Source organism: Novosphingobium sp. BL-52-GroH (genome assembly GCF_044813085.1).
In the GTDB taxonomy this organism is placed as follows: domain Bacteria; phylum Pseudomonadota; class Alphaproteobacteria; order Sphingomonadales; family Sphingomonadaceae; genus Novosphingobium.
The window spans coordinates 2,371,162-2,397,833 of sequence record NZ_CP171152.1; the positions used below are offsets into that span (position 1 = coordinate 2,371,162).

At 68.2% G+C, this 26,672-nt stretch carries 21 protein-coding genes; 11 read left to right on the forward strand and 10 right to left on the reverse strand.

Translation table 11 applies throughout. The features are described from left to right. Positions 1–10 precede the first annotated feature (10 nt). From metH to ACFFDA_RS24120, 5 genes are all read right to left on the reverse strand, one after another. A complete protein-coding gene (gene metH / locus ACFFDA_RS24100) occupies positions 11–2,638 on the reverse strand; it encodes a methionine synthase (RefSeq protein WP_404479794.1) in 2,628 nt (875 codons plus the stop codon). Next, a complete protein-coding gene (locus tag ACFFDA_RS24105; RefSeq protein WP_404479795.1) occupies positions 2,635–3,171 on the reverse strand; it encodes a GNAT family N-acetyltransferase in 537 nt (178 codons plus the stop codon). The genes metH and ACFFDA_RS24105 overlap by 4 nt, the downstream gene beginning before the upstream one ends. 6 nt (positions 3,172–3,177) lie before the next feature. After that, positions 3,178–4,224 (reverse strand): homocysteine S-methyltransferase family protein, encoded by a 1,047-nt coding sequence (locus tag ACFFDA_RS24110; RefSeq protein WP_404479796.1) that lies wholly within the window; start codon positions 4,222–4,224, stop codon positions 3,178–3,180. 169 nt (positions 4,225–4,393) lie between these two features. Beyond that, positions 4,394–5,287, reverse strand: coding sequence for a methylenetetrahydrofolate reductase [NAD(P)H] (gene metF / locus ACFFDA_RS24115; RefSeq protein ID WP_404479797.1), 894 nt, complete (start codon positions 5,285–5,287; stop codon positions 4,394–4,396). Further along, positions 5,287–6,252: an ArsR/SmtB family transcription factor gene (locus ACFFDA_RS24120; protein ID WP_404479798.1), complete on the reverse strand. Its 966-nt coding sequence runs from the start codon at positions 6,250–6,252 to the stop codon at positions 5,287–5,289. Before ACFFDA_RS24120 ends, metF begins: the two co-directional genes overlap by 1 nt. Before the next feature lie 169 nt (positions 6,253–6,421). Here ACFFDA_RS24120 and ACFFDA_RS24125 point away from each other — a divergent pair, with 169 nt between their 5' ends. Continuing rightward, complete coding sequence (locus ACFFDA_RS24125; protein WP_404479799.1) at positions 6,422–6,592, forward strand: hypothetical protein; 171 nt, start codon at positions 6,422–6,424, stop codon at positions 6,590–6,592. A 388-nt stretch (positions 6,593–6,980) separates the two neighbouring features. Beyond that, positions 6,981–8,636 carry an NAD+ synthase gene (locus ACFFDA_RS24130; protein ID WP_404482864.1) on the forward strand — a complete coding sequence of 552 codons (1,656 nt, stop codon included), beginning with the start codon at positions 6,981–6,983 and terminating at the stop codon, positions 8,634–8,636. A gap of 78 nt (positions 8,637–8,714) precedes the next feature. Here the strand turns inward: ACFFDA_RS24130 and ACFFDA_RS24135 are convergent, their stop codons facing one another. The 3 genes from ACFFDA_RS24135 to ACFFDA_RS24145 form a co-directional block, all read right to left on the reverse strand. After that, a complete protein-coding gene (locus ACFFDA_RS24135; protein ID WP_404479800.1) occupies positions 8,715–10,139 on the reverse strand; it encodes an aldehyde dehydrogenase family protein in 1,425 nt (474 codons plus the stop codon). A gap of 146 nt (positions 10,140–10,285) precedes the next feature. Continuing rightward, positions 10,286–12,076, reverse strand: a complete 1,791-nt coding sequence (locus tag ACFFDA_RS24140; RefSeq protein ID WP_404479801.1) for a thiamine pyrophosphate-binding protein — start codon at positions 12,074–12,076, stop codon at positions 10,286–10,288. A gap of 168 nt (positions 12,077–12,244) precedes the next feature. Further along, positions 12,245–13,432: a CaiB/BaiF CoA transferase family protein gene (locus ACFFDA_RS24145; protein ID WP_404479802.1), complete on the reverse strand. Its 1,188-nt coding sequence runs from the start codon at positions 13,430–13,432 to the stop codon at positions 12,245–12,247. Between the two features lie 323 nt (positions 13,433–13,755). Between ACFFDA_RS24145 and ACFFDA_RS24150 the strand changes: the two genes are divergently transcribed. From ACFFDA_RS24150 to ACFFDA_RS24170, 5 genes are all read left to right on the forward strand, one after another. Further along, complete coding sequence (locus ACFFDA_RS24150; protein WP_404479803.1) at positions 13,756–14,922, forward strand: acyl-CoA dehydrogenase family protein; 1,167 nt, start codon at positions 13,756–13,758, stop codon at positions 14,920–14,922. Between the two features lie 144 nt (positions 14,923–15,066). Continuing rightward, a complete protein-coding gene (locus ACFFDA_RS24155; RefSeq protein WP_404479804.1) occupies positions 15,067–15,981 on the forward strand; it encodes an HpcH/HpaI aldolase/citrate lyase family protein in 915 nt (304 codons plus the stop codon). Between the two features lies 1 nt (position 15,982). Next, positions 15,983–17,230: an acetyl-CoA hydrolase/transferase family protein gene (locus tag ACFFDA_RS24160; RefSeq protein ID WP_404482865.1), complete on the forward strand. Its 1,248-nt coding sequence runs from the start codon at positions 15,983–15,985 to the stop codon at positions 17,228–17,230. A 165-nt stretch (positions 17,231–17,395) separates the two neighbouring features. Next, positions 17,396–18,163, forward strand: coding sequence for an enoyl-CoA hydratase/isomerase family protein (locus ACFFDA_RS24165; protein ID WP_404479805.1), 768 nt, complete (start codon positions 17,396–17,398; stop codon positions 18,161–18,163). Positions 18,164–18,359: 196 nt separating this feature from the next. Next, positions 18,360–18,632, forward strand: a complete 273-nt coding sequence (locus ACFFDA_RS24170) for a hypothetical protein (RefSeq protein ID WP_404479806.1) — start codon at positions 18,360–18,362, stop codon at positions 18,630–18,632. A gap of 41 nt (positions 18,633–18,673) precedes the next feature. Here the strand turns inward: ACFFDA_RS24170 and ACFFDA_RS24175 are convergent, their stop codons facing one another. Both ACFFDA_RS24175 and ACFFDA_RS24180 read right to left on the reverse strand, forming a co-directional pair. Further along, positions 18,674–20,518, reverse strand: coding sequence for a flavin-containing monooxygenase (locus tag ACFFDA_RS24175; protein WP_404479807.1), 1,845 nt, complete (start codon positions 20,516–20,518; stop codon positions 18,674–18,676). A 78-nt stretch (positions 20,519–20,596) separates the two neighbouring features. Beyond that, complete coding sequence (locus tag ACFFDA_RS24180) at positions 20,597–21,547, reverse strand: SDR family NAD(P)-dependent oxidoreductase (protein ID WP_404479808.1); 951 nt, start codon at positions 21,545–21,547, stop codon at positions 20,597–20,599. Positions 21,548–21,820: 273 nt separating this feature from the next. On the opposite strand from ACFFDA_RS24180, the gene ACFFDA_RS24185 reads away from it, so the two are divergent. The 4 genes from ACFFDA_RS24185 to ACFFDA_RS24200 all read left to right on the forward strand — a co-directional run bounded on the left by ACFFDA_RS24185 (position 21,821) and on the right by ACFFDA_RS24200 (position 26,641). Continuing rightward, a complete protein-coding gene (locus tag ACFFDA_RS24185; RefSeq protein WP_404479809.1) occupies positions 21,821–23,428 on the forward strand; it encodes a gluconolaconase in 1,608 nt (535 codons plus the stop codon). A 17-nt stretch (positions 23,429–23,445) separates the two neighbouring features. Then, entirely contained in the window at positions 23,446–23,859 is a 414-nt protein-coding gene (locus tag ACFFDA_RS24190) for an EthD domain-containing protein (RefSeq protein ID WP_404479810.1), read from the forward strand. 93 nt (positions 23,860–23,952) lie between these two features. Further along, a complete protein-coding gene (locus ACFFDA_RS24195) occupies positions 23,953–25,200 on the forward strand; it encodes an MFS transporter (protein ID WP_404479811.1) in 1,248 nt (415 codons plus the stop codon). 82 nt (positions 25,201–25,282) lie between these two features. Next, positions 25,283–26,641, forward strand: a complete 1,359-nt coding sequence (locus ACFFDA_RS24200) for an SRPBCC family protein (RefSeq protein ID WP_404479812.1) — start codon at positions 25,283–25,285, stop codon at positions 26,639–26,641. Positions 26,642–26,672: the final 31 nt, after the last annotated feature.

Sequence of the window (26,672 nt, forward strand, 5' to 3'; positions counted from 1 at the left end):
ACGATGACGTTCAGTCCAGGTTCGGGCGCAGCCAGCGTTCGGCAGTGGGCAGGTCCACGCCGCGACGGGCGGCGTAGTCCTCCACCTGGTCGGGGCCGATGCGGGCGACGCCGAAATACTGGCTCTCCGGGTGGGCGAAGTAGAAGCCCGATACCGCGGCGGTGGGCAGCATCGCCTGGCTTTCGGTGAGGACGATCCCGGCATTGTCCGATGCCTTGAGCAGGTCGAACAGGATCGGCTTGAGCGAGTGGTCCGGGCAGGCCGGGTAGCCGGGCGCGGGGCGGATGCCGCGGTATTCCTCGCGGATGAGCGCCTCGTTGGTGAACTGCTCGTCGGGCGCATAACCCCACAGCCTGGTGCGGACGTGGGCGTGGAGGCGTTCGGCGAAAGCTTCGGCGAAGCGGTCGGCGAGGGCCTTGAGCAGGATGTCCGAATAGTCGTCGTGCGCGGCCTGGAAGCGGGCGAGATGCGGTTCGATGCCGTGGATGCCCACCGCGAAGCCGCCCAGCCAGTCGTCCTGCGTATCGATGAAGTCGGCGAGGCAGAAGTTGGCGCGCCCGCGCGATTTCTTGACCTGCTGGCGCAGCATGGGGATGCGGGTGCCGTCGTCCAGCAGCACGTCGTCGCCGTCGCGGCGGGCGGGCCAGAAGGCGCAGACGCCGCGGGCGGTCAGCCACTTCTCGTCGATGATCTTCCTGAGCATCGCCTGGGCATCGGCGAAGAGGCTCGTCGCGCTTTCGCCGACGACCTCGTCCTCGAGGATCTTGGGATAGTTTCCGGCCAGTTCCCAGGCTCGGAAGAACGGGGTCCAGTCGAAAGTTTCGGCAAGGTCGGCAAGGTCCCATTCCTCGAAGACGTGGAGACCGGGCTCGACAGGCGCGGAGGCCTTGAGCGCGAAGTCGGCGGGGAAGGCGTTGGCGCGCGCATCGGCGAGCGGGAGCAGGTCGCTCTGCCCCTTGTTCGCCCGCGCCTCGCGGACCTTCTCGTAGTCGATCGAGACCTGCGACTTGAAGCCCTCGGCCTGGGTGTCCGACAGGAGCTGGGAGGCCACGCCCACCGCGCGGCTGGCGTCGAGGACGTGGATCACCGGGCCGGCGTAGGCCGGGTCGATGCGCAGCGCGGTGTGGACCTTGGAGGTCGTCGCGCCGCCGATCAGCAGCGGGATGCTCATCTCGGCGCGCTGCATCTCCTCGGCCACCGTCACCATCTCGTCGAGCGAGGGGGTGATGAGGCCCGACAGGCCGATGATGTCGGCATCGTGCTCGGCGGCCTGTTCGAGGATCTTGCTCCACGGCACCATGACGCCCAGGTCGATCACCTCGTAGCCGTTGCACTGCAGGACCACGCCGACGATGTTCTTGCCGATGTCGTGGACGTCGCCCTTGACCGTCGCCATGATGATGCGGCCCTTGGCCTTGGCGCCCTCGGCCTTCTCCGCCTCGATGAAGGGGATCAGGTGGGCGACCGCCTTCTTCATCACGCGCGCGGACTTGACGACCTGCGGCAGGAACATCTTGCCCGAGCCGAACAGGTCGCCGACCACGTTCATGCCGCCCATCAGCGGGCCTTCGATGACTTCGATCGGGCGGCCGCCGGCAGCGGCGATGGCGGCGCGCGCTTCCTCGGTATCCTCGACGACATAGGCGTCGATGCCGCGCACCAGAGCATGCTCCAGTCGCCGGGTGACGTCCCAGCCGCGCCATTCCTCGGCCGCCTTCTCGGCGACGACGTCCTTGCCCTTGTAGCTTTCGGCGAGGTCGATCAGGCGCTCGGTGGCGGTCTTGCCGTCCTCGCCCACGCCCGGGCGGCGCATCAGGATCACGTCCTCGCACGCGTCGCGCAGCACCGGGTCGATCTGGTCGTAGACGTCGAGCTGGCCGGCGTTGACGATCGCCATGTCGAGCCCGACCGGGATCGCGTGGTAGAGGAACACCGAGTGCATCGCCCGGCGCACGATCTCGTTGCCGCGGAAGCTGAACGAGAGGTTCGACAACCCGCCCGAGAAGTGGACGTGCGGGCAGGCCTTGCGGATTTCGGCGACCGCCTCGATGAAGTCGAGCCCATAGCGGTCGTGCTCCTCGATGCCGGTGGCGACGGCGAAGACGTTGGGGTCGAAGATGATGTCCTCGGGCGGGAAACCGATGCCGGTGAGCAGCGCGTAGGCGCGCTTGCAGATCTCGATCTTGCGCTCCTTGGTGTCGGCCTGGCCGGTCTCGTCGAAGGCCATGACGACCACGGCGGCGCCATAGTCCATGCACTTGCGCGCGGCCTCGAGGAACGGCGCCTCGCCTTCCTTCATCGAGATCGAGTTGACGATCGGCTTGCCCGAGACGCACTTGAGGCCGGCCTCGATGACGTCCCACTTCGAGCTGTCGATCATCACCGGCACGCGGGCGATGTCGGGCTCGGCGGCGATCAGCTTGAGGTAGGTGGTCATCGCCTCGACCGCGTCGAGCAGGCCCTCGTCCATGTTGACGTCGATCACCTGCGCGCCGTTCTCGACCTGCTGGCGCGCGACTTCGACGGCGGCGGGGTAGTCGCCGGCCATGACCAGCTTCTTGAACTTCGCCGAGCCGGTGACGTTGGTGCGCTCGCCGATGTTGACGAAACGGGCGCCGGAGGATGCAGTCGAAGTCATGGTTCTTCTCGTTGAATCAGAGGTCGTGCGAGCACGAAGTCGTCGTAGGTCTTGCCGCCCACGTCGAAACGGCGGGTGCCGATCGTCTCGAAGCCGTGCTTGGCATAGAAGGAGAGGGCGCGGTGGTTGTCGTCCTTGACCCCCAGCAGCAGGCGCGTGGCGCCTTGCGCCTCGGCCATCACCGCCTGCATCAGGGCGCCCGCGATCGTCGAGCCCTGGAAGCGCGAGAGCAGGTAGATGCGCTTGAGTTCGACGTCACCGGGCTGCGCCAGTTCGAGTTCGGGCGCGCAGGACAGTGCATAGCCCACCGGCGCGCCGCCGGGCTCGATCTCGGCCAGCCAGGCTTTCGCGCCCTTGGCGAGATAGGCGCGGTAGGCCTGCGCCGAATGCTGGTCGCGGCAATGCCCGACGAGGCCGGCGCCGTCGATCAGCCCGGCGAAGGCCTCGAGGAACGTCGCCGCACCCACCAGCGCGAGCGCGTCGGCATCGTCCGGACCGGCCGGGCGGATGCGCCAGATGGGGATGCCCGGCATGCGCGTTCAGGCCGGCAGGATGAACGGTTCGAGACCGGCGAGGCGGGTTACCGGCGCCAGTTCGGGGAGCGCGCGCGGGGCCATGGCGGCCACCTTGTCGGCGATCGCCCTGATGTGCGCGGGGGTCGAGCCGCAGCAGCCGCCCAGCACGTTGACCTGCCCCGCGACTGCCCATTCGCCGACGAAGCCGGCGGTGGTGTCGGGCATTTCGTCGTACTCGCCCAGTTCGTTGGGCAGCCCGGCGTTGGGGTAGATCATGATGAGGGTGTCGGCGTGCTCGGCCAGCGTCTTGACGTGGGGGCGTAGCTGCGTCGCGCCGAACGAGCAGTTGAGGCCGATGGTCAGCGGCCTGGCATGGCGGACCGCGTGCCAGAACGCCTCGACGGTGTGGCCCGACAGGTTGCGGCCCGACAGGTCCGTCAGCGTCATCGACAGCATGATCGGCACTTCGCGGCCCAGTTCGTGCTCGAGCTGGCGCACCGCCATGATGCCGGCCTTGGCGTTGAGGGTGTCGAACACCGTCTCGATCAGGATGAAGTCGGCGCCGCCTTCGACGAGGGCGGCGGCCTGTTCCTTGTAGACGTCGACCAGGGTGTCCCAGTCGATCTCGCGGTAGCCGGGATCGTTGACGTCGGGGCTGAGCGAGAGCGTCTTGTTGGTCGGGCCGATCGCGCCGGCGACGAAGCGCGGGCGGCCATCCCTGGCCTCGAACTCGTCGGCGAGGCGGCGGGCGAGCCTGGCGGATTCGACGTTGATCTCGCGCACCAGATGCTCGGCGCCGTAGTCGGCCTGGCTGATGCGGTTGGCCGAGAAGGTGTTGGTCTCGGCGATGTCGGCGCCGGCCTCGAAGTAGGCGCGGTGGATCGCCTCGGGCACCTCGGGCTTGGTCAGCGCGAGGATGTCGTTGTTGCCCTTCTGGTCGTGGCTGAGGCCGAGATCGCCGGCGTAGTCGGCCTCCGAGAGCTTCCAGTTCTGGATCTCGGTGCCGAAGGCGCCATCGGTGATGAGGATGCGCTTGGCCGCCTCGGCGAGGAAGGATTCTCTGGCGTTCATTGTACAGACTCCTGGCCGCGTAGGCCCATAACCTTGTCGTCACCACCACCGTCACCCTGAACTTGGTCCAGGGTCCATTTCCGGCCCTCCACCTTCCGTGCCGCGGGGCACGATGGATCCTGAAACGAGTTCAGGATGACGGTGGGAGAGGAGGCGGGGTCGTGCATATTCACTTCGGCCGCAAACCCAGAAGCTGGCAGATCGCGTAAGCCTGCTCGGCCCGGTTCAGGGTGTAGAAGTGGAAATCGCGCACGCCGCCTTCGTAGAGGCGCTTGCACAAGTCGGCGGCGGCGACGGCGGCGACCAGCGCGCGCGGGCCGGGGCGCTCGTCGAGGCCGGCGAACATCGTCTCCAGCCAGTCGGGCACCAGGGTGTTGCCGCTCATCCGGCGGATCGCCGCAAAGCTGGTCACCGGCATGATGCCGGGCAGGATCGGCGCGGTGATGCCCGCCGCCAGCACCTTGTCCAGGAATCGGAAGTAGGCGTCGGTCGAGAAGAAGAACTGCGTGATCGCCCGCGTCGCGCCGGCATCGAGCTTGCGCTTGAGGTTGTCGAGGTCGGCCTCGGCGCTCACCGCCTCGGGGTGCACCTCGGGGTAGGCGGCGACCGAGATTTCGAAATCGTGGCGTGCTTTCAGCCCCTCGACCAGCGCGGCGGCGCTGGCGTAGCCCTCGGGGTGGGGGGTGAAGCGGCCGCCGTCGGCCGGCGGCGGATCGCCGCGCAGGGCGACGATGTGGCGCACGCCGGCGTCCCAGTACTGGTCGGCGACCTCGGCGATCTCGTCCTTGCTCGCCGCGACGCAAGTGAGGTGCGCGGCCGGGACCAGCGCCGTCTCGCGCACGATGCGCGAGACGGTCGAATGCGTGCGTTCGCGCGTGGAGCCGCCGGCGCCGTAGGTCACCGAGACGAAACTGGGGTCGAGCGGGGCGAGCTGGGTGATCGCGTCCCACAGCTGCTCCTCCATCTTCTCCGACTTGGGCGGGAAGAATTCGAAGGAGACGGAAATGTCGCCCGGCAGTCCCGCGAAAAGCGGGGTCTCGGCCGGTCGGTGGGCAGCGGTCATCAGACGGTCTCTCGATTAGCGGCGCGGTGCGCCGTCCAGATTTTGACGGTGAGCGGGTCGCCGGGAAGGGCGACCGGGATGGAAGGTGCGAACCCGGCGGCGGTCAGCAGCGCGTGCATCTGCTCGTCGGAAAAGCCGAGGCGCGCATGGGCGTGGACTTCGCGCAGTTCCTCGCGCTCGTGCGCGGCGAGGTCGACCACGGCGATGCGCCCGCCGCGGCGCAGCACGCGCGCGGCTTCGGCCAGCACCGCGCCGGGGTCCTGCGCATAGTGGAGCACCTGGTGGAACAGCACGGTGTCGAAGGTATCGGCGGCGAACGGCAGGCCCAGGAAGTCGCCCTGGACCAGATCGACCTTGCCCGCCGGCAGCGACTGCAGGCGGGCGCGGGCGATGCGCAGCATTTCCGGGCTCTTGTCGAGCGCGGTCACACGGCCGGCGCGGGTCGCCAGCAGCTCGGCCATGCGGCCGGTGCCGGTTCCGACATCGAGCAGGGCGCCCAGCGGCTCGCCGCCCAGCGCGCCGAGCAGCGCCGTCTCGACCGGCTCGTCGGCGCCGTGGAGGCGGCGCAGCGTGTCCCATTCGACCGCATGCCGCGCGAAGTAGGCCTGCGCGCTCGCCTCGCGCCCGGCGCGGATCGCGGCGAGGTGGCGGCGATCCTCGAAGCAGCGCGCGGAGAACTGCGTGTCGTCGCGCTCGGCCACGGCCAGAAGCTGTGCCGTCGCACTGCCCACGGACAGCGCGCCATGCTCGCTCACCGCGCTGCGCAGGAACACCCAGCTACCTTCCTTGCGGCGCTCGGCAAGGCCGGCATCGCACAGGATGCGGATATGACGCGAGACCCGCGGCTGGCTCTGGCCGAGGACTTGCGCCAGTTCGCCGACCGCCAGCTCCATATGCGCGAGCAGGCGCATGATGCGCAGGCGCGTCGGCTCGGACAGAGCGCGAAGGAGAGGGTCGATCCGCATGGCGGGTCATATAAAGATATCTTTATATGTTCGCAAGCCCTAGGAAATCAGCGGATTTCCGCCCTTGTCATTCCTATTTGCGTTGCACCATCGTCTCGTCTAAAGAATGGCGCTGCAGGCTTGTCCTGCAAGCGTTGGCCTGTGGGCCAAACAATGCAAGGGGATTCGCATGAAGAAAATTGCTTTCGCCGCGTTCGCGTCGGTCGCCGCTCTGTCGCTCGCTGCTTGCGGCGGTGAACCGGCTCCCGAGGCAACCGAGTCGGTTGAGACCACGCCGGAAGAACTGATGACCGGTGATGCCACCGACGTGCCGACCGAGGCTGCGTCCGAGGCGCTGTAATCGGCTTGGAGGCTCGGCGCCTGTCCTTGCGGCACGCCTGCCTCCACCGCTTTCCGCTTTAGGAACCCTCGCGGGAACCGACGGAAAGTCCGTTTCGCGACGGACAGAAGCCCTCCCAGCCGGGAGGGTTTTTTGTATCCGGCGTCGGGGCCTTGCCTCTTGCCTGCGCTGGGGCGTTTGAGCGCGAGCCGTCTCCTCGTGGATTGCCCGCGATCCCGGATCAAGTCCGGGACGAGGGGTGTATCGCATCCCCTTCTTGCTCCTTCGCCAGTGCGACACCGGCGTGGCCTGGGGGGAAGCAACCCCGGGGCGGCATCTTGCCCGGACCTGCCGGCAAAGGGCGGATTTTCGTTTGCACTGCCCGATGGTGCCGGGCATCAACCGCGCCATGCCCGATACGCTGAAGATCACTCTCGCGCAGCTCAACCAGTCGGTGGGGGACATCGCCGGCAATGCCGCGGGCGTCCTCGCGGCGCGCGAACAGGCGCGGGGCAGCGATCTCATCGTCTTCCCCGAACTGCACCTGATCGGCTACCCGCCCGAGGACCTGATCCTCAAGCCCTCGCTGATCGAGAAGGCCGCCGCCGAGCTGCAGAAGCTGGCCGAGGCCAGCGCGGGCGACGGTCCGGCGATGCTGGTCGGCTCGGCCTTCGTGCTCGATGGCGCGCTGCACAACGGGGTGGCCCTGCTCGACCAGGGCAAGGTCGCCGCCGTCCGTCTCAAGCACGAGCTGCCCAATTACGGCACTTTCGACGAGATGCGCCTGTTCCAGCCCGGCCCGCTGCCCGAGCCGGTGATCCTGCGCGGCACGATGATCGGCGTACCCATCTGCGAGGACATCTGGCGGCCCGAAGTCTGCCGCCACCTGGCCGACTTCGGCGCCGAGATGTTCATCTGCATCAACGGCAGCCCCTACGAGATCAACAAGGACGCCCTGCGCATCGAGGGCGTGGCCAAGCGCCGCGCGGTCGATACCGGCCTGCCGCTGGCCTACCTCAACCGCGTGGGCGGCCAGGACGAGCTGGTCTTCGACGGCGCCAGCTTCGTGGTCAACGGCGACGGCGGCCTCGCGGTCCAACTGCGCGACTGGGAGGAGCAGGTCGTCCAGACCAACTGGACCAAGACCGCGAAGGGCTGGCGCTGCGATCGCGGTACGGTGGAGAGCCTCGCGGTGCATCCCGAGGACATCTACTGCGCCATGGTCCTGGCCTTGCGCGACTACGTGAACCGCAACGGCTTTCCCGGCGTGGTGCTGGGCCTGTCGGGCGGCGTCGATTCCGCCACTTGCGCGGCCATCGCGGTCGATGCGCTGGGGCCGGAACGGGTCTGGGGGGTGATGATGCCCTCGCGCTTCACCAGCGCCGAAAGCCTCGAGGACGCCGCCGCCTGTGCTCGCGCGCTGGGCATCCGCTATAGCGAGATGCCGATCGGCACGGCCGTCGACGGCTTCGATTCGATGCTCGGCGAGGCGTTCGAGGGCCGCGCCCGCGACGTCGCCGAGGAGAACCTGCAGTCGCGCATTCGCGGCGCGGCGCTGATGGCGCTGTCGAACAAGTTCGGCCCGATGCTCATGACCACGGGCAACAAGAGCGAGATGAGCGTCGGCTACGCCACCATCTACGGCGACATGGCGGGCGGCTACAATCCGCTCAAGGATGCCTACAAGATGACCGTCTTCGCGCTCGCGCGCTGGCGCAACGGTCATGTCCCGCGCATCGGCCTGGGGCCCGCCCGGGCGGTGATCCCGCAGAACACCCTGACCCGCGCGCCGACCGCCGAACTGCGCGACGACCAGCGCGACAGCGACAGCCTGCCGCCTTACGATGTGCTGGACCCGATCCTCATCGGCCTCGTCGAGCACGACAAGAGTGTCGAGCAACTGGTCAACGAAGGCTTCGAGCGGGCCGCCGTGCGGGACGTCGAACGGCTGCTGCACCTGGCCGAATACAAGCGCCGCCAGGCGTCCCCCGGCGTCAAGCTGACCGCCCGCAACTTCGGCCGCGACCGCCGCTACCCGATCACCCACGCCTTCCGGAGCGGGTGAGGGGAGACGCCGAGGTCGAACGACCCCGTCATCCCCGCGCAGGCGGGGGCGAAGGGATCGATGCGAACGAGGCGGTTTTCAGGCCGGGGCGGCCCAGCCGACGATCGACTTCACTTCCAGGTATTCGTGCAAGCCGAGTTCCCCCCACTCGCGCCCGTTGCCGGAGCGCTTGTAGCCGCCGAACGGGGCGTGGAAGTCGAATCCGCCGTTGACCCAGATCGCTCCGGTGCGCAGGCGGCGCGAGACGGCGCGGCAGGTGTCGAGGTCCTCGCCCGAGACGTAGCCGCCGAGGCCGAAGTTCGAATCGTTGGCGATCGCAACGGCGTCGTCGATGTCGTCGTAGCCGATGATGACGAGGACCGGGCCGAAGATCTCCTCGCGGGAGATGACCATGTCGTTGGTGCCGATGAAGACCGTCGGGCGGACGTACCAGCCCTTGTCGAGGCCTTCGGGACGGCCAAGGCCACCGGCGATCAGCTCGGCGCCTTCGGCCAGGCCCTTGCCGATGTAGTCCTGGATGATGTCGTACTGGCTCCTGGAGACGACCGGGCCCATCGCGAAGTTGCCGGTGGGATCGCCCACGGTGACGCCATCGGCGGCCTCGGCGGCGACCTTGCGCACTTCGTCGAGGCGCGCGGACGGCACCAGCAGGCGCGAGCCGGCCGAGCAGGTCTGGCCGGAATTGCCCATCATGCCCGCCGTCGCCCCGGCGACGTGGGCCGCCAGCGAGGCGTCGTCGAGGACGATCCATGCCGACTTGCCGCCCAGTTCCAGGCCGACGCGCTTGACGGTGTCGGCGGCGTCCTTCTGGATCTGCACGCCTACGGGCTCCGAGCCGGTGAACGAGATCATGTCGACGTCCTCGTGCTTCGAGAGCGCCGCGCCGATCACCGAGCCCTGGCCCTGGATCATGTTGAACACGCCTGCCGGGACCCCGGCATCGTGGAGGATCTCGGCGAGGATCTGGGCCGAATAGGGCGCCAGTTGCGGGGGCTTGAGGATCATCGTGCAGCCCGCGGCGAGGGCGGGGAAGACTTTCACGCAGGTCTGGTTCATCGGCCAGTTCCACGGGGTGATGAGCCCGCAGACGCCGATCGGCTCCTTGCGGATCAGGGTCACGCCGCGCTGTTCCTCGAACTTGAAGGTGCGCAGCACGTCGATCGCGGTGGCCAGGTGGCCCTTGCCGAGCAGGGTGTGGAAGCCGTTGGCGAGCGAAGCGGGCGCGCCCATTTCCTCGGTGATCGCCGCGCCCAGTTCGGCCTCGCGCCTGAGATATTCGGCCTGGATCGCCTCGAGCAGGTCGAGCCGTTCGGCGACGCTGGCATCGCCGTAGCTGGCGAAGGCGCGGCGGGCGGCGGCGACGGCCTTGTCGACGTCGGCCGGGCTGCCGAGCGAGATGGTGCCGGACACGGCCTCGGTGGCCGGGTTGACGACTTCGGTGGTCCTGGGCGTGACGGGGGCGACCCATTGGCCGTCGATGTAGAACTGCGTGTAGTTGCGCATGTGCTCTCTCCCATCCTCCCCGCGGGCGGGAAAGGGGACCGGGTGGTGGAGATGCACCCTCGCATTACGAGACGGTCCGTAAGCCGAGAGTACCCCTCCACCATGCTTCGCATGGTCCCCCTCGCCCGAAGGGAAGGATCTTTACGTTACTGCGTACCTTCGGCGTACCAGGTGCGGAACTCGTTGTAGTTCGGCATTTCCTCCGAGTTCGCGGCCGGGTCGATCGGCACGTGGATCACGGTGCAGCCGCCGCGCTCGAAGGCGCGGGCGATGGCCGGGCCGATGTCGGCAGCCTTCTCGACATATTCGCCGGCGGCGCCGAAGCCTTCCGCGATCTTGTCGAAGCGGACCTTGTCGGACCAGTGCACGCCGGTTTCCTTGGTGCCGTGGCCGAAGGTGCGCTTGTAGACGCCCACTTCGAGGCCCCACTGGAAGTCGACGCCGACGATGCAGACGAGCGGCAGGTTGCGGCGCACCGCGACCTCGAGTTCGCCGACGTGGAACAGGAACGAGGAGTCCGAGGTAATCAGCAGTCCCGGACGCACCGTGCCCGTCTGTGCCTGGTCGGCGAGCATCGCGCCCGTCGCATAAGGCAGGCCGGTGCCGATGTGGCCGTAGTTCTGGTTCCAGATGACGTCGCGCGGCTTGGCCTGCGAGTAAGTCCACTGGAAGATCACCGTGGCGCCGCCGTCGCGGATCAGGATGCCGTCCTTGGGGAAGGCCTTGGTCGCCTCGGTGACGAACTGGCTGGTGTGCATCTTGGAGGTCGAGCCGTCGGGCTTGGAGGCGGCGTCCTCGGCCAGTTCCTCGAGCTGCTGGGCATCGCGCTGGATGTATTCCGACAGCGAGGCCGAAGCCTTGCGGGGGCTGTCCTTGAGCGCGCGGACGAGCTGCGGGACGACCGCGCGCACGTCACCGACCAGCGGCACGTCGATCGGACGGTTGACGCCGATCGCGGTGGGGTCCTGCTGGACGTAGATCCACTTGCGGTTGGCCTCGTTGTCGACCCAGTGGCGCCAGCGGCCGTAATGGCTCGGCTCGCCCAGTTCGGTGGCGAGCGCGATGCAGACGTCGCTTTCGACCACGGCATCGATCGAGGCTTCCGAGAAGCCGTAGGGGAACGTGCGGTCCTCCAGCCCCGGGATGAACGAGGTGCCGCCCGAGGTCTGGACGACCGGGCACTGGATGAGGTCGGCCAGTTCCTTGACCGCCGCGCCCGCCTTGGCGGTGTAGACGCCATGGCCGACCAGCAGCACCGGGTTCTTGGCGTTGCGGATGATCTCGGCCGCTTCGGCGATGCGATCGCCGTCGGCGCCCTGGTTGGTCAGGCGATAGCGGTGCGGCGGCAGCACCGGCGGCAGGTCGAGTTCCTCGAGGATGACGTGCGAGGGGAATTCGATATAGGCCGGCCCCGGGGTGCCGGACATCGCGACGCGGATCGCCTCGCGGACGATCTCGTCGGTCTGGTCGGCATATTCGATCGAGCTGGAGAACTTCACCGAATCCTCGATCATCGGCTCCTGCCGCACGAACTGGATGCGGCCCCGGCGCACGCGGCGCTCGGTGATGCGGGCGCGCTGGCCGCCGATGAAGATGACGGGATCGTTCTCGACCTTGGCGCACTGGATGGCGGGCATCATGTTCGCCATGCCCGGGCCCAGGGTGCCGATGCAGACGGCCGGCTTGCCGGTGATGCGCGCGGCGGCAGCGGCCATGTGGCCGGCGGACGCTTCATGGTGCGGCGACACGACGGTCCAGCCACGGGTCTCGGCTTCGAGGAAGAGGTGGACGAAGTTGGGATCGGGAATGCCGAACAGCGTCTTGATGCCCTCGGCCTCGAACAGGTCGAGCATGCGCTTGAATACCGGCGTGCCCTTGGAGGCCTTCGCCGGGGCTTCCGGCGCCCGTGTATCCACTTGGGGCTGGTCGTCGTACATCGTGGTTGCCTTTCTTCCGATCCGTTGTTGCCGCTAGTTCTTCGAGGGGAGACCGGGTCCGACGCATCGCGGCCGTTCACTCTTCCCCGATCGTTCTGGCAGCGTCGGGCTTGAACAGGTGGTTAGCCCAAGCTTTTCGATGCTGTCAGTTGAAATCAACAGTCCTGTTCACTCCGAATCACCGACTATCGCTGGGGCGACGCTCGCGAGTTCGGCCAGCACCGCTTCGTTGTGCTGGCCGAGCATCGGCGCGGGGCCGCGCACTTTGCCGGGCGTGGCCGAGAACCACGTCGGCACGCCGGGAAAGCGGACCGGGCCCTGCGCGGTCTCGACGTCCTCGAAGAAGCCGATGGCGTTCAGATGCGCGTTGTCGAACAGCTCGTCGGTGGAGCGCAGCGGCGCGCAGGGGATGTGCAGCGCCTGCAGCGTGTCGAGCCATTCGCGCGTGGTGCGGGTGAGGAAGGTCTCCGCCAGCAAGCCGTAGACGCGGCCGATCTGCCGGGCGCGTTTCTCCAGGGTCGAGAACTCCTCGCTGGCCCAGGGCGGATCGACGGCGGCCATGAAGGCGTCCCAGTGCTTGTCGTTGTAGACCAGCGCGGCGACGTGGCCGTCCTGCGTCCTGTAGGGCCGCCGGTTGGGCTCGACGGCGCGGTGGTAGTGCGCCGGCGTCGTCGGCGGCGTGAACATCGCGCCATTGGCATGCTCGACCAGCATGAACGAGGACATCGCCTCGAACATGGTGACTTCGACCTCTTGTCCCTCTCCCGTCCGCTCGCGGTGGAACAGCGCCATCATCGTCGCGTAGAGCGCGTGGAGACCGGCGACCTTGTCGGCCATGATCGTGGCGACGTAGCCGGGCTCGCCGTTCATCAGGCCCTGGACGTGGGGGATGCCGCATTCGGCCTGGATGGTGTCGTCGTAGGCGGGCTTGTCGCCCTCCGGCCCGCGCCGCGAATAGCCGTAGCAGTTGGTGTATACGATGTCGGGCCTGATCGCGCGGACCGCCTCGTAGTCGAAGCCCAGCTTGGCGATCGCGCTGCCGCGCATCGAGTGGATGAAGACGTCGGCGGTGGCGATCAGCGCGCGCAGCGTGGCGCGGTCCTGCTCCTGCCGCAGGTCCAGCATCAGCCCGCGCTTGCCGCGGTTCACGTTGACGTAGATGCCGCCCATGCCGGGCACCGGACCGGTGGTGATCCAGCGGGTGTTGTCGCCGGCAGGAGGCTCGACCTTGAACACCTCGGCGCCCATGTCGGCCATGATCTGCGTGGCGTAGGGCCCGAAGACCACGCTGGTGAGATCGACGACCCGGATGCCGGCGAGGGGGCCATCCGTCGTCTCGTGTGCCGCTTCGGCCATGCCGCTCTCCACTCCTGCCGCCGGTGCCTCAGCCTCTCTGTCCGTCATCCCCCGGGAGGCCGGGGGGCCATCTGATGCCGTTTCGATTCGCACCGTCGGGAGATGGGTTCCCGCCTGCGCGGGAATGACGAGGAAGGGGGATCGGCCTCGCGGCATTCCTTCGTTGTGGAAGCAGTCCTACCCGAACCTCGCAATCAAATCCATGCGTATTTTCGTTCAATGAACCGATATAGGAACAACGTCATTGTCTCGGCGGCTCGGTGCTGCTAGCTCTCGCCCAGCGTCCGGACAGGACGGGAACCGGGAAGAAGGGCCGAAACCAGGTGGATTTCACACTCAACCAGGATCAGCAGGATATCCGCGAGGCGGTCCTGAAGCACTGCTCGCAGTTCCCCGACGAGTACTGGCTGGAAAAGGATCGCAGTGGCGAATTTCCGACCGACTTCCACTTGTCGATGGCGCAGGCTGGCTGGCTGGGCATCGCCATGCCCGAATCGGTGGGCGGTGCCGGCCTGGGCATCACCGAGGCGGCGGTGATGATGCAGGCGGTGGCCGAAAGCGGCGGCGGCATGACGGCGGCCTCGGCGATCCACGGCCCCGTGTTCGGGCTGGAGCCGGTCGCCCTGTTCGGCACCGAGGAACAGCAGCAGCGGATGATCCCGCCGATCCTGTCCGGCGCCGAGAAGATGTGCTTCGCGGTGACCGAGCCCAACACCGGCCTCGACACCACCAGCCTCAAGACCCGCGCGGAGAAGGTGCCGGGCGGCTACCGGGTCAACGGCGAGAAGATCTGGATCACCAACGCCCACGTCGCCGACCGCATGCTGCTGATCGCGCGCACCACCCCGCTGGACCAGGTCAGGAAGAAGACCGAGGGGCTGACGCTGTTCTACACCCGCCTCGACCGCGCCCATATCGAGCATCAGTTGATCCCCAAGATGGGCCGCCATGCCGTCGGTTCGAACATGCTGTTCATCACCGACCTGTTCATCCCCGAGGAAGACCGCATCGGGGCCGAGGGCCAGGGCTTCAAGATCCTCCTGCAGGGCCTCAACCCCGAGCGCGTGCTGCTGGGGGCGGAGGCGACCGGGCTGGGCCGGATCGCGATCAGGAAGGCGTCGAAATACGCGCAGGAACGCGTCGTGTTCGGGCGGCCGATCGGCCAGAACCAGGGCATCCAGCATCCGCTGGCCAAGGCGTGGATGCAGGTCGAGGCGGCCAGCCTCATGGTATTCAAGGCGGCGACGATGTTCGACCAGGGGCTCGACTGCGGGGTGGAGGCGAACTCCGCCAAGTACCTCGCCGCCGAAGCCGGGTTCGAGGCCTGCCAGACGGCGGTCATGTCGATGGGCGGCATGGGCTATGCGCAGGAATACCACGTCGAGCGCTACTTCCGCGAAGTGATGATCCCGCGCATCGCCCCGGTGAGCCCGCACCAGATCATGAACTACATCGCCGAGAGGGTTTTGGAACTGCCCAAGAGCTATTGAGCGATGGCATCGTCGTCCCGGACTTGATTCGGGACCGGTGGCTGTCTTTAGATGCGAACCCTCGGCAGGGCGTCCCGGCGCGAGGTGGGCCGTTCACGGCCAGCGGTCCCGGATCCAGTCCGGGACGACGAATTTGGAGAGATCATGCCCACGACCCACCAGCCCGCCACCGCTCGCTCGTGGCTGTTCGCTCCCGGCGACAGCGAGAAGAAGATGACCAAGGCAATGGACGGCGAGGCCGACATCGTCCTGATCGACCTCGAGGACGCCGTCGCCCCCGACGCCAAGGCCGCCGCGCGCCCGCTGGTGCATGACTTCATCAAGGCCAACCCCGCGCAGCGCCACCGGCTGTGGGTCCGCGTCAACCCGCTGGACGGCCCGCACACCCTCCACGACCTTGCCGCCGTCATGCCCGCGCACCCGGGCGGCATCATGCTGCCCAAGGTCTATGGCCGCGCCGACGTGGAAAGGCTGGACCACTGCCTGTCCGCGCTGGAAGTGGCGAACGGGATCGAGGAAGGCTCCACCCCGGTCATCGTGCTCGTCACCGAGACCGCCGAGGCCATGTTCCACACCGGCGACTACAAGGGCGCCCCGCGCGTCGTCGCGCTGACCTGGGGGGCGGAGGACCTCGCCGATTCGATCGGGGCTTCGTCCAACCGCAATGCCGATGGCTCCTATTCCTTCACTTACGAACTGGCCCGCAGCCTTACCGTGCTGGGCGCGGCGACCGCCGGCGTCACCGCCATCGAGACCATCAGCGCCGACTTCAAGGACCTCGACGCCCTGCGCGAGCGGGCCGAGAAGGTCCGCCGCGACGGCTATCGCGGCATGATGGCCATCCACCCGGCGCAAGTCCCGGTCATCAACGCGGCCTTCACCCCCACCGAGGCGGAGATCGCCGAGGCGCAGGAAGTGGTCGACGTCTTCGCCGCCAACCCCGGCGTCGGCGCGATCGGGTGGAAAGGCGGCATGCTCGACCGCCCCTACCTCGCCCGCGCCGAGCGGCTGCTGCGGCAGGCGGGAAAGCGTGGGCGTCATGATTTGCACGTCGGCTAACGTGATCGACCTCACCCAGACCTTGCGCCCCGGCGACCACATCGTCCTGGGCCAGGCCTGTGGCGAGCCGACCACGCTGGTCGAGGCGCTGATCGCGCAGGGCCCCGCCATCGGCGACCTCAAGGCCTTCATCGCCACCAGCTTCTCCGGTCTCTTCACGCCCGAGACGGCCGGCGCCTTCCGCCTGTCGTCGATGGGCGCGATCGGGGCGCTGCGGGCGATGACCAGGGCCAGTCTGCTCGACGTGATCCCGGTCCACGTCAGCCAGGTCGCGCCGCTGATCGCCGCCGGCGTGATGCCCTGCGACGTGGCGATGATCCAGGTCAGCCCTCCGGACGCGCAGGGCAACCATTCCTGCGGGCTGATCTCCGACTACGTGCGCGCCGCGGTCGACAAGGCGCGCGTCGTCATTGCCGAGGTCAACGACCAGGTTCCCTACGTCCCGGGGGAGACCATTCCCGCCAGCGCCATCGACGTGGCGGTGACAGTCTCGCGTCCTCCCGTCGAGGTCGCGCCCGCGAAGATCGGCCCTACCGACGAGGCGATCGCCCGCCTGTGCGCCGAGTTCATCGGCGATGGCTCGGTGATCCAGACCGGCGTGGGGGCGGTGCCCGACGCGATCCTGCGCCTGCTGCACGACCGCCGCGACCTCGGCGTCCATTCCGGCATGCTGGGCGACGGGCTGGTGGATCTCGCCGAGGCGGGCGTGCTCACCAATGCGCGCAAGGAGATCGACCGGGGCATCTCGATCAACGGCGCGCTGATCGGCACCCGGCGCCTCTACGACTGGGCGCATCGCAACCCCGCGATCCGCATGACGCCGACCAGCTACACGCACGACTCGGGAGTGCTGGGCCGCCTTTCGCGGCTGGTCACGATCAATTCCGCGCTGGAAGTGGACCTTACCGGGCAGGTCAACGCCGAACAGTCGGGCGCGGCATACCTGGGCGGGACCGGCGGGCAGGTGGACTTCGTGCGCGCCGGGGCCCGGTCGCCGGGCGGCGCTTCGCTGATGGTGCTGGCGGCGACGGCCAAGGGCGGGACGATCAGCAAGATCGTGCCTGCCTTGTCTGGCCCGGTCACCAGCGCGCGCAGCGAAGTCGATGTGGTGGTAACCGAATACGGCGCCGCGCGCCTCAAGGGCCAGACCCTGGCCGAACGGGCCCGCCGCCTGGTCGCCGTGGCGCATCCGGCTTTCCGCGAAGACCTCGACCGCGCGGCCTTCGAGATCGCGCGGCGGGGGTTCTAGGATGATGTTCACGCGGCGGCGCGGAGGCGCGGACAAGGAAAGATCGTCCCACGCGAAGCCGCCGAGGCGCGAAGGGGAGGCCCGACACCGAAATCGCGCGGGACGTTGCTTCTCCCTTTTTCCGCATCTCCGTGCCTCCGCGTGCACCGCACAAAGGACCGAGCCATGACCCCAGCCGTCCGCTTCGATGCCCGCCCGGATGGCATCGCCGTCATCACCATCGACCGTCCCGAACAGCGCAATGCCCTCACCCGCGAGGTACGCGAGGGCCTTCGCGCCGCGTGGGCACGGTTCGAGGCAGACGACGCCTTGCGCATCGCCATCCTCACCGGCAGCGGCGACAAGGCGTTCTGCGCCGGGGGCGATCTCAAGGAGATGGTCGAGACCGGCATGGCGGTGCCCCCGCGCGCCATGTACGCGCTGCCCTACGACACCGTCGAGCTGTCCAAGCCGACGATCGCGGCGGTCAATGGCGTCGCCTTCGCGGGCGGCTGGATGATCGCGCAGGCCTGCGACTTGTGCGTCGCCGCCACCCATGCGAAGTTCGCGATCACCGAGGTCAGGGTCGGTCGCGGCAGCCCCTGGGCGGCGCCTTTGATCCACATGATCCCCCAGCGCATCTTCATGGAGATCGTGCTGACCGGAAAGCCGATCGATGCGCAGCGCGCCTACGAGATCGGCCTCGTCAACCGCCTGGCCGAGCCGGGCGCGGTGCTGGACGCGGCGATCGAACTCGCGCGCGAGGTGCTGGAAGGGGCGCCGCTGTCGGTCAAGGCGGCGCGCGAGACGGTGATGCTCTCCACCGAGATGGGCCGCAGTGCCGCGCTGGCGGCGGCCCGCGCGGCGCACGAGCACGCCTACCAGTCCCACGACGCGCAGGAAGGCCCGCGGGCCTTCGCCGAGAAGCGCAAGCCGGAGTGGCGGGGGCGATAGGGCTCGCTCTGTTCGAGCGCCGGTGCCGCTTCCGCCACAAGCCGCTTCCGCCACAAGCGGACAACGTCAGCACCGCTTGCAACCGGTGATGCTTGCGCGCGATGACTTGACGGCTACCCCGTGCCGGGTCCTATGCGCCAACCGTTCGGAGCGCCCGGCTTCGTCAGTCCCGACCTTCGACAGGAAGCCCGACACGATGCCGCAAGATTCGATGGTTCAGCTCGCCCTCTTCACCCAGGCCGTCGAGGCGCTGGGCGGACAGCGGGTGACGGCCCGCATCCTCGGCCTCGACGAGGCGGCCTTGCGCGGCCGCCTTTCCGGCGCGGAGGACCTGGATACCGACATCCTGCGCGACATCGCCAGGGCGCTGATCGAACACGCCGATCGCTGCCGCAAGATCGAGCGGAAACTGTCGCCCGCGTTCTCCGAAAACCTCACCGCCATCCAGCGCGAGGGCTTCGGGAACTAGCGGCCGCGCAAGTCCTCCCGGTGCCGGTAGGATAGTCGAGCCTAGCTCACGGTCTCCCGCGTCTCGAACGCCACGCCGGGCAGGTCCGGCGACCGCCGCCAGTCGGCCAGCATGTCGCGCCAGGCGTCCCAGCCAGGCAGGTAGCCCTTGAACAGGGCCCACTTCAGTTCCTTGTCGCCTTCGTTGTTGAAGTAGCTGGGCGTGCAGCCTTGCTGGAACTCCGACATGTCGACTTCGTTCGCGCGGCAGTGCGCCACGTAGCCGGCGACGCCTTCGGCAGTGGCGGTGAACTTGTCCGCGCCGCGGCGCACGGTCTCGCCGATCATGAAGGCGATGTGCTCGGCCTGGCGGCCGAACTGCTCGGTGGTGCTGGAGTTGGTCGCGCCCTGGATGTAGCCCATGTAGAACATGCCGGGGAACCGGTCGGTGGTGACGCCGTGCAGGGTGCTGGGGCCGTTGCTCCAGTGCTCGTAGATCGACAGGCCGTTCTCGCCCTCGACGGTGTCGATGCCCCAGCGGCGCTTGAGGTCGCTGGTCACCTCGAAGCCCGAGGCGAAGATCATCAGGTCGACTTCGTATTCCACGCCGTCGGCGACGAAGCCCTTCTCAGTCATCCGCTCCACGCCCTGTGTCGGCGAGACGTCGATCACCTTGACGTTGGGCTGGTTGAAGGTCGGGTAATAATCGTTGTTCGACAGCGGCCGCTTGCACATGAAGCGGAACCACGGCTTGAGGACTTCCGCGGTCGCCTTGTCCGCGACGAGATCGTCGACGCGGCGGCGCAGGCGTTCCATCACCTGGAAGTCCACCACTTCGCGGCGGGCCATGATTTCCTCGATGCCCAGTTCGGGGAACCCGTCCGCTTCCAGGTCGATGTTGAGGTTGCGGCTGATCTCGGTCCAGATGTCGCAGATCTGGTCGGGCTCGCCGGGCAGGAAGAACTGCTGGGCACCGCGGTGGAAGTTCGCCATGCGCTCCTGCTGCCAGCCGGGCTTGAGCGATGCGGCCCAGTCGGGGTCGGTCGGCGGGTTGGGCCGCTCGTCGATGTTCGACGGGGTGCGCTGCAGGACGTAGAGCTGCTTGGCGTACTTGCCCAGGTACGGCACCGCCTGCACCGACGTGGCCCCGGTACCGACGATGGCGACGCGCTTGTCCTTCAGCTTGTCCAGTTCGGGCGCGGTCCACGAACCGCCGGTGTAGTCGTGCTCCCAGCGGCTGGTGTGGAACATCTTGCCCTTGAAGTCGTGGATACCGGGAATGCCGGGCAGCTTGGGCATGTTCATCACGCCGCCCGCCATGACCACGAAGCGCGCCCGCAGGTCGTCGCCGCGGCTGGTCTTCACGTGCCAGCGCTTGATCGTCTCGTCCCAGGTGATGCTTTCGACCAGGGTATGGAACAGGGCCTTGTCGACGAGGTCGAAGTCGGTCGCCATCTTCTCGCAGTAGGCCTGGATTTCCCAGCCGTCCGAGAACTTCTTGCTCGGCATGTAGCCGGTTTCCTCCAGCAGCGGCAGGTAGCAGTAGGCGTCGTTGTCGCACTGCACGCCGGGGTAGCGGTTCCAGTACCACACGCCCCCGAAGCCGCCCGCGTGATCGATGTTGCGCACGTTCGAGACGCCTTGCCGGTGCAGGTGATAGCCCGCCAGGATGCCCGAGAAGCCCGCGCCCAGGATCGCCACGTCGAGATCCTCGACGATGGGCGCGCGCTCGGCCACCGGGGTGAAGGGGTCGTGGGCATAGTTGTCGGAGAAATCGCCGGTGGGGCGCACGTACTGCTCGCCGGCCTCGCGGCGCAGGCGCTTGTCGCGCTCGGCGAGATACTTGGCCTTGAGCGCGGGGATGTCGAGTTCCTCGGGCGCGGGCACGTTGGTTTTCTGGCAGATCATTCCGGTCCCACTTCATTGTCGTGCGGGCGACTCTTCGCGAAGGCGCCCCGCTGTGCCTGCGATGTGGCTTCGCGCATTTTAGTTGTCAACAGTGTTGCCTATTAAGCCCTCGGAACGCGCCATGGCGAAGCTGTATCCGATGTGGTCGACGTGGCCGTGCAGGCCGAAGTCGAGAAGCTGGGGGTTTGCCGGACCCTTGTCGTGGAACCCTTCGCTGGCCTCGGCCACGTCCTCGATCGACCATTGCGGGCGGTAGATGCCGCGCGTCTCGGCGACGAAGGCGCGGGAGATGCGGCCGGCCATCGAGGCGATCATCTCGCCCGTGACCGGGCAGCTCTCGTGCGCCAGCCAGCCGACCACGGGTGCGACCAGTTCGGGTCCCATCGGCGGGTATTGCGAGATGTCGAGGCCCTCCGCCATGCGGGTGACGGCGCCGGGCAGGATGGTGTTGCACTTGATGCCGAAGGCCTCGCCTTCCAGTGCGGCGATGTTGTTCAGGCCCAGCATGCCGGCTTTCGACATGCCGTAGTTCACGCAGTTCTCGTTGCCGTAGATGCCGCCGACCGAGCTGGTCAGCACGATGCGGCCGTAGCCGGCCTCGGACATCGGCGCGAATGCCGCCTGGACGACATGGAACGCGCCCATCAGGTGCACGTCGACGACGCTGCGGAAGTCCTCGTAGGGAATGTCGCGGATCGAGCCGTAGCGCACGTTGCCGGCGTTGTGGATCAGCACGTCGATGCGGCCCCAGGCATCGAGCGCGGCCTGGACGATGGCGCGGCCGCCTTCGGGCGTGGCGACGGTATCGGCATTGGCGATCGCCTCGCCGCCGGCCGCGACGATCTCGTCGACCACCTCCTGCGCCACCGTTGTATCCGGACCATCGCCGCGGATCGCGCCGCCCAGGTCGTTGACCACCACTTTGCAGCCCCGCTCGGCAAGCAGCAGCGCATAAGCGCGACCCAGTCCCCGGCCACCGCCGGTTATCACCGCGACACGGCCGTCGAAACGCAGTTGGGGTGCAGGCATGGCGGCAAGGTCCTCTCGTTCGGCTGATCGCTGGCAAGGTGGAAGCGGCGCCGTTGCGCCGGCCTGCCTCTCCTCCGCCGGATCAATCGATCTGGTTATCGGTCTGCTGCACGAGTATCCGCACACATTCCTCCTTTGCAACGACGGGCCCGTCGCCGGGGCGATGCCGCACGCAAGGTGCCCGCAGCGAGGCCGCATCGCGTTGCGCGGGCCCGCGCCTGCCTATACCAGTCGGCGAAAGACTCGGCCTGCGCCGGGGAGAGGGATGTATACATGCTGGAAGCCGCCGGCCGGAACGCCAACGCCATCGCCGCCACCCCGGGCGAAGGCTGGGCGCTGCATCGCATGACGCCCGCCAGCCGTCTCACCAATGCCAACGGCATCCGCACCGGCGCCGACGGGCGCATCTACGTGGCGCAAGTCGCGGGTAGCAAGGTCAGCGCCGTCGACGTCGACAGCGGCGCGATCGAGACCATCAGCCCCAATGGCGGCGGGATCGTCGGGCCGGACGACCTGGCGTTCGACGAGGCGGGCAACCTCTACTGCACCGAGATCACCGAGGGGCGCGTCTCGATGATGACGCCCAAGGGTGCGTATCGCGTGATCCATGGCGACATCCCCGTCGCCAACCCGATCACCTGGCACCAGGGCCGGCTGATCGCGGGCGAACTGCGGATGGGAGGGCGTATCCTCGAACTGGACCGCGAGGGCGGCGCCGCCCGCGTGATCTACGAGGGCGTGCCGATGGTGAACGCCTTCGAGGTCGGCCCCGACGGCAAGCTCTACTTCCCCGCGCAGGGTGCCAACGAAATCTGGCGCATCGGCCTCGACGGCGGCGAGCCCGAGGTCGTGGCGAAGGACCTCGGCGTGCCGGATTCGGTCAAGTTCCACCCGGACGGCTATATCGTTTCCACCCAGGTCCATTCCGGGCAGGTGCTCAGGATCGACCCGCGCACCGGTGCGAAGTCGGTGCTGGCGGACATCGGGCCAGGCCTGGACAACGTCGCTTTCGTCGGCGGCCGCACGTTCGTGTCGCACATCAACGGCTCGATCACCGAGATCACCGCGCCGGGGCAGACCCGGTCGCTGGTCGACAAGGGGCTGCAGTGGCCGCTGGGCCTTGCGGTGAATGCCGCCGGGCACGTCCTCGTGGCCGATGGCGGGTTCTCGTACCTGCTGCGCCCCGGCGAGCACCTGCAACTGGCGGGCATGCTGTTCTCTCCCGGCTTTCCCGGCTGGATCCGTGACGTGGCGGCCAGCGGGGCGTCGGACGGCGTCGACGAGTGGATCGTCACCACCGCCAACGGCGACGTCGCGCGCTGGCGGCCGGCGGCGGGCGAGAGCGAAGTGCTGGCGAGTGGCTACGACCGGCTCATGGGCGTGGCCATCGGCCCCGGCGGCGGCGCGGTCTTCGCCGAGTTCGGGACCGGCAAGGTCTTCGCGCAGGAGGGCGGCAACGTGGTGGAACTGGCCGGTGGGCTCGACCGCCCCACGGGCGTGGCGGTGGCGGGCGACGGCAGCGTCTTCGTGGCCGAGAGCGGAGCGGGCCGCGTGGTCCGCCTGGCCGGCGCGCGCAAGGACGTGGTGCTCGACGGCCTCGCCCGGCCCGAGGGCATCGCCATCGCCTCTGGCACGCTCTACGTCGCCGATCCCGGCGCCAATGCCGTGGTCGCCAGCGACCTCGCCGGCGGCGCGCGCGAGATTCTCGCCAGCGACATGCCGATCGGTGGACCCGGCGGCCTGCAACCGACGCAGCTTGGCGGGGTGGGCGACATGTGCGGGCCGATGAACACGTTCAACGGCATCGCCGTGGCGCCGGACGGCACCGTCTACCTCTCCGCCGACGCCGAGGGCAGCGTGCTCGCCCTGCGCCGCCTCTGACCCGGGAGCCACCCGCGATGCTCAAGCAGATCTGCTTCTTCAGGAAGCGCCCGGACATGACCATGGACCAGTTCATGGACTACTACGAAAACCAGCACTCCCAGCTTGCCAGGAAGATGGGCGCGGCGCCCGCGATCCCGAACGCGGTGCGCTACGTACGGCGCTACCTCGTGCCGGAAAGGAACCCGATCACCGGACAGGTCCACGACAGCGGCTACGACTGCATCATGGAAATCTGGTGGAACAGCCGCGAGGACTTCGAGCGTTCGCAGGCGATCATCGCCTCGCCCGAGCGCCAGCCTATGACCCGCGCCGACGAGGACAAGCTGTTCGCGAGCCACGCCAACCCGGTCGCCACCTGCATCGAGTACGATTCGCCGATGGGCCCGGGTGGCGAGGCGACGCGCGTGGAACTGCGCCATGGGGAATGACGTCGTCGTCCCGGGCAGGCCGTGGCCCACCGCAAGCTCTCGCCTCGGGAGCACGCTGCGATCCCGGATCACGTCCGGGACGAGGGAGTAGGCATGCACGCGCCCGCACTCCCGACCGCCCGCGACGAATGGCGCGCCCGGCCGCTGCTGCCGGTGGCGGCCGGGCTTGGCTATGCCACCAGCGTAATCCACATCTACGGCATCGGCCCGTTCTACGGACCCGTGGCCGCCCAGTTCGGCTGGAGCCGCACCGAAGTCACGTTCGGCCTGACCATCGCGACCCTGGTGCAGGCGGTGGGCGGAGTGTTCATCGGCCTTGCCGTCGACAGGTTCGGCCCGCGCCGGTTCGGGGTGGTCGGGCTGGTCCTGCTGGGTCTTGCCTTCGCAGCCTTGGGGAGCACCGACGGCTCGCTGCTGAACTGGTATCTGCTCTGGGGCCTGATCGCGCTGGCGGCGCTGCCGGTGCAGGCTTCGGTATGGACCAGCGCGGTGGCCTCGCGCTTCACGGTCTCGCGCGGGATGGCCTTTGCGGTGACGCTGTGCGGCGCCTCGATCGCGGCGGGGGTGTTCCCGCCGATGGCGACCGCACTGATCGGCGCGCTGGGCTGGCGCGCGGCCTTCCCGGTGCAGGCGGCGGTGTGGCTGGCCGTGGCGTTCCCGGTGATCTTCCTGTTCTTCCACGGCCGGTACGACACGGGCCGCCGCCAGCAGGTCGAGGACCTGGGCGCGAAGCCCGCCGACCTGCCAGGCGCGACCTTGCGCGAAGGGCTGGCTTCCACCGTCTACCACCGCCTGTTCGTGGCCAGCCTGCTGTTCACCTTCACCATCATCGCGCTGGTCGTCCACTTCACCGCGATCCTGGGCGACGCTGGGGCGAGCCCGATGGCGGCGGCGGGCATCGCCTCGTTCATCGGCTGGTTCTCGCTCGCCGGGCGGCTGGGGACGGGAATGCTGCTCGATCGCCTGCCCGCCTCGCTGGTCGGCGCGGCGGTGTTCATGCTGCCGGTGCTGGGCTGCCTGCTGCTGCTGCTGGGCGACGGGTCGTTCCTGGCGATGGCCACGGCCTCGGCCCTGATCGGGCTCACGCTGGGCGCCGAGATCGACGTCGTCGTCTACCTGCTCACCCGCCATTTCGGCCTGCGCAACTTCGGCGGGCTTTATGGCGGGCTGCTGGCGGCGCTGTCGATCGGCACTGCGACCGGACCGCTCGCGGCGGCCCAGGTCTACGACCGGACCGGGAGCTACGCGGGCTTCCTGTGGCTGGCGCTCGGCTTCATGGCGGCGAGCAGCCTGGCGATCGGAACCCTGCCGCGAGGCAAGGCGGCCTATGCGGGGCAATGACGGAACCGCTCCGGCGATTTGCCCTGGCATGCCGATAATGAGATAACTGCCGCAAATCGGTACAAGAGAAAACGAGGATCGCATGGGTGAAATCGGCAAGATCGTGCAGGCGCCGGAAGAGCTGGTTGCCCCGGTCAACGTGCCCCCCGAGGCCTACACTTCCCCCGAGTACGCCCGCGCCGAGCGCGACAGGCTGTGGCGCAAGGTCTGGCTCCAGGCCGGGCGGCTGGAGGACATCGAGCAGGTCGGCGCCTACATCACCTTCGACATTCTCGACGATTCGGTCATCGTGGTGCGGGCCTCGGCCGACGAGATCCGCGCGTTCCACAATGTCTGCCCGCACCGAGGCCGCAAGCTGGTCGACACGCCGGCGGGCATGCGTAACGCCCATGCCTCGCGGCCGAACTTCATCTGCGGCTACCACGGCTGGACGTTCGGCCTCGACGGCCGGAACACCTATGTCGAACACCAGGCCGACTGGCAGGGCCACTTGTGCGACGGCCTCGCCGATCTCGGCAAGGTGAAGGTCGAGACCTGGGGCGGATGGATCTGGATCAACCTCGATCCCGAAGCGGGGCCGCTTGCCGAATACCTGCACCCGGCGGCCTCGATGCTCGATCCCTACGGGCTCGAAAAGATGCGCCCGCGCTGGCGCAAGTGGGTGGTGTTCGAGTGCAACTGGAAAGTCGCGATGGAGGCTTTCTGCGAGACCTACCACGTTTCCACCACGCACCCGGAATTCATGGAGTTCGGCCAGTTCCGAGGCTGGTCGCGCAACCAGGGCCTGCATTCCAACATCGGCTACGAAGCGCCCAAGGGCCAGGAGGAGGATTCCGGCAAGCTGCGCCTCGGGGCCGGCGAGGACCCGCGCCTGACCACGGCGGACATGCAGAACTTCACCTGGGCCAATGCCAACACCAACACCACCACGACGCTGGTGGCGGTGGCCAACCGCCTCAAGGACGAACTGCCCGAAGGCACGCCGCCCGCCGAAGTCTCCGCTTACTGGATCGGCACCGCGCGCAAGGAGGACGAGGCGCGGGGCGTCGTCTGGGCGCAGGTCGATCCGCAGCACACCGCGCAGGCCGGCACTGCCTGGCAGATATTCCCGAACTTCCAGATCGGCCACGCCGTCAACAACATGCTGTGCTACCAGGCGCGGCCCTACAAGGGCGATCCGGACAAGTGCATCTTCGAGGCGGCGGTCTACGAGCTGTACCCGGAAGGTGAGGCCCCCCGGACCGAATGGGAGTACACCGAGCCGGCCGACTGGCCGCCGGTGCTGCAGCAGGATTTCGCCAACATGGCGGCGGTGCAGCAGGGCATGAAGAACGTCGGTTTCCGAGGTGCGCAGCCCAACCCCTACATGGAGCGCTCGGTCGCCTCGCTGCACATGAACCTGGCCAAGTTCATGGGGACGGGGGCGCCCAGGACGTATTGAACGGGCTGGTCGAGGCGTCGTCCCGGAACGG